3 protein-coding genes are annotated in these 3,911 nt (G+C 71.7%); all 3 read left to right on the forward strand.

What is annotated here, in order from left to right; translation table 11 throughout:
* Positions 1-140 precede the first annotated feature (140 nt).
* The 3 genes from IH13_RS0103780 (at position 141) to IH13_RS0103790 (ending at position 3,689) form a co-directional block, all read left to right on the forward strand.
* Complete coding sequence (locus IH13_RS0103780; RefSeq protein WP_031080982.1) at positions 141-590, forward strand: ATP-binding protein; 450 nt, start codon at positions 141-143, stop codon at positions 588-590.
* A 638-nt stretch (positions 591-1,228) separates the two neighbouring features.
* Positions 1,229-1,867, forward strand: a complete 639-nt coding sequence (locus IH13_RS0103785; protein ID WP_031080983.1) for a hypothetical protein — start codon at positions 1,229-1,231, stop codon at positions 1,865-1,867.
* Positions 1,868-2,165: 298 nt separating this feature from the next.
* The gene (locus IH13_RS0103790) at positions 2,166-3,689 is read left to right on the forward strand and encodes a DUF7059 domain-containing protein (RefSeq protein WP_031080984.1); all 1,524 of its coding nucleotides are present in this window, start codon (positions 2,166-2,168) and stop codon (positions 3,687-3,689) included.
* Positions 3,690-3,911: the final 222 nt, after the last annotated feature.

Genomic DNA, 3,911 nt, shown 5'->3' on the forward strand with positions numbered 1-3,911 from the left:
GGTAGGCCTGCCGTCACGGGCAGGCGGTCGACTTCGGTCGGCTGCCGGCTTCGTCGGTTCCCGGAGAAGAATGGGGAGCAGGGCCCCGGGCGCCATGCCCGGGCTCTCAGACGCACGCCCATACGTTCCAGGGGGATGGCATGCCAACCGTCGAACTCCGCTTCAGCGCTCAGCCCGAACACGTCAGGACGGCTCGCTTGGTGGCGGCTGCCGTGGCACGCCGGGCCGGTGTCGACGAGACGGTGCTCGACGAGGTCAGGCTCGCCGTGGGAGAGGCGTGCAGCCGCGCCGTGGGGCTGCACCGCAGCCATGACATCACCGCCCCGGTCACCGTGGTGCTGATCGAGGAGGAGAAGGCGTTCTCCATCGAAGTGGGTGACGCGGTTCCCGGGCCCGGGAGCGGTACCCCGCTGTCTGGGCGCGGCGGCGCAGTCGGGGGCCCCGGCTCCGAGACGGACGCCGACAGCGAGGACGAGATGGGTCTCGCGGTGATCAGTGGCCTGGTCGATGACGTGGAGGTGCGGTCGGTCCCGGACGGCGGAGTGATCCGTATGAGCTGGCCGGCGACGCCCGTGGTGGCCGCCCCCTGACCGGCGCCCTCCCGCACGGCCCTCATCGCCGTGCCCATGACCGCTGTGCTCGCGCTGGGCACGTCTGACCGATGGGATTGCTTGACCGGCCCTCTGAGCAGGGCCTTTTTTGTCGTGGCCCGGTGCGGCACGGTGCTGGAGGTGCCCACCAGGCCTGAGGTGGCCACCCCGCCTTCGGCGTTCGACGCCGGCCCGTCCTGTTCCCGGGATGGCCGGGTCGGCCCCGGTACATCGACGCCGCTGTCCGCGCAGCGCCGCTGAGCCCCACCGAGCCCTGTGTCTGCCGGACGAGTAGCCGGGCTGGGCCCGGGCATCGGTGTCGCACACCGCTGTCTGAGCGCCCGGGCCGGGATACCCAGGGGTCGCCGCACCCGGGTGGCGCGGCAGGGCGGGGAGGCCCAAGGGGGCGGTAACCAGCGGATCCTGACAGCACGTCGGAGACCTGGGCCGACCTGCTGACGGGGCGTTGGCGCCGGTGCGGATGTGCAGACTCCGGTGTGCGCAGGTGAGTTGTATCTCCCCTGTTCCTCTTGGTGCAAATGGCTGCAAAAGCACGTACATCGGTTGCCTGGCGCCTGAATGTCGCCCACTTGGCGTGTAAGTTCCGGGGCCGAGAGCCTTGGAAGGGATCCAATCCGGTGAACAAGAAGCTTGCAGCCGCGCTGTCCGGCGGTGCGGTACTGGTGCTGACGCTGTCGGGCTGCAGCGACGACAGCGACGACAAGGTGAACGACTGGGCGAAGAAGGTCTGCGACCAGGTGCAGCCGCAGCTGCAGAAGATCGCCGACGCGAACGCCGCGATCCAGGAGCAGACGGCTGACAACAGCAAGCCCGCCGACGTCCAGAAGACCGACTCGGCAGCCTTCCAGCAGATCTCGCAGGCCTACAAGTCGCTGGGCGCCGCCGTCGACTCGGCGGGACCGCCGCCCGTCGACGACGGCGAGACCACGCAGAAGGAGGCCGTGAAGGAGCTCAACGCCTCGTCCACGGCGTACGCGAACCTGAAGACGAAGGTCGATGCTCTCGACACGGGCGACCAGGCCAAGTTCGCCGACGGCCTCAAGGGCATCGCGGACGAGCTGAACAAGATCAGCACCAACGGTGACCAGGCCCTGAAGAAGCTCCAGTCCGGCAAGGTCGGCTCCGCGATGTCGAAGCAGAAGGGGTGCCAGAAGCCGACGGCTTCCGCCCGGCCCGCCCCCGCGCCGTCGGGCCCCGCGGCGGACGAGGAGTCGAAGCCCGCCTCGCCCACGGCCTCGGCGACCGAGAAGGCGTGACGGTTCGCCGCGCCCACGGCGGGCCGGCCGGCCCGGCGAGCCCGTGAGTGTGCCGGCTGTGCCCGAGCGTGCAGGCGGCTGACCGGACCTCGAGCCCTTGGCAGCCACCGCCCGGGTCCGCGCGGATCGGGGCGTGGGCTCCCGCGTCCGGCCTCGGCGGCCCGGTCGCCCTTCGCGGGCGCCGGGCCGCCGCCGTTTCCCAGCCGTCCGTGAAGCGGGTCGTCCCTGAGACCGGCCGACGCGGCGAAAGCCGTTGGCCGGGGAAGCCGTTGTCAGAGGAACCGGACACAATGGGCGGGTGAGTACGACCAGCCTTCCCGCATCCGCCCGTTCCCCCCGGCTCCGCGAAGCCCTGCTCGCCGCCGACTTCACCGCCGACGGTCTTCTCGAACGACTCGGCGCACCGGCCTACGCCGCCCTCGCACGCAGCGAGACGGTCCCCGCGCTCCGGGCCACCCGTGGGGACTCGCCGCTCGACACGCTGGTGCGGTTGTTCCTTCTTCAGCGTTCCGTCCCGGCGGCCCTCGCCGCCGCCGCGCTTCCGCTGGAGGAGTGCCTGGAGGACGGCTGGCTGGTCCGGGAGGACGATCGGGTCCGGGCGGCCGTCGACGTACGCCCTTACGGCGGCCCCGAGGGCCAGGACTGGTTCATCGTCTCGGACCTGGGCTGCGCGGTCGGCGGGGCCGGCGGTATCGGTTCCCACGAGGAAGGCGTCGTCCTCGGTGTCGGCGGTGCGTCCACCACGCTCGCCGGAATCACTGTGCGCAGGCCCGTCGCCTCGGCGCTCGACCTCGGGACGGGCTCCGGCATCCAGGCCCTGCACGCCGCACAGCACGCCACGCAGGTCACCGCCACGGACGTCAACCCGCGGGCCCTGGACTTCACCCGGCTGACCCTCGCCCTTTCCGGTGCGGTCCCCGCCGACCTGCGGCAGGGCTCCCTCTTCGAACCTGTCGCCGGCCTGACGTACGACCTGATCGTCTCCAACCCGCCCTTCGTCATCTCGCCGGGGGCCCGGCTCACGTATCGCGACGGCGGTATGGGGGGCGACGACCTGTGCCGGACTCTCGTGCAGCAGGCGGGCGACCGGCTGAACGAAGGGGGCTACGCGCAGTTCCTGGCCAACTGGCAGCACGTCGAGGGCGAGGAGTGGCAGGACCGGGTGCGCTCCTGGGTCCCTGCGGGCTGTGACGCCTGGATCGTGCAGCGCGAGGTGCAGGACGTCACCCAGTACACCGAACTGTGGCTGCGGGACAGCGGTGACCACCGTATGGATCCGGCCGCGTACACCGAGCGCTACGAGGCGTGGCTGGACGAGTTCGAGGCCCGGCGTACCAAGTCCGTCGGCTTCGGCTGGATCACGCTCAGGAAGTCCGCCGCTGCCGCCGCCGGGAATCCCTCGGTCGTCGCCGAGGAGTGGCCGCACTCGGTGGAACAGCCGCTCGGCCCCGCCGTGGAAGCCCACTTCGAGCGCCAGGACTACCTGCGTGAGCACGATGACGCGGCGCTCCTCGCGGCGCACTTCACGCTGGCCGAAGAGGTCGTGCAGGAGCAGGTCGGTCTCCCCGGGGCCGAGGACCCCGAGCACGTGGTGCTGCGTCAACACCGCGGGATGCGCAGGGCGACCAAGGTCGACGCGGTCGGCGCAGGATTCGCAGGGGTGTGCGACGGCTCGTTGCCCGCCGGCCGGATCCTGGACGCCATCGCCCAGTTGATGGCGGAGGACCCGGTGCTGCTGCGGGACCGTACGCCCCGGGCGATCCGGTTGCTGGTCGAGGAGGGCTTCATCGAGCCCGTCGCGGGTGGTGCGCCGGAGCACTGACGACTGCCCTCCGCTCCGGCGCGGGCGGGTCTCGCTCCGCGTCTGTCATCGCCTCTGTGAACAGGGAGTCGTCGGGGGCGGGCGCCGCGTCGGCAGCGGTTGTACGGATTCCGTTCGACGGGTTCCGGGCGGGTCGCGGGCGCGTCGCGGGGCGGGTGTTCACCCGCGGTTCGCGTCGGCGTCGTGCGCGGGTGGCAGCCTCCCCACTGCCACGGGCGGCAT

It is taken from the genome of Streptomyces sp. NRRL WC-3549 (genome assembly GCF_000721935.1).
Classification (GTDB): Bacteria; Actinomycetota; Actinomycetes; order Streptomycetales; family Streptomycetaceae; genus Streptomyces.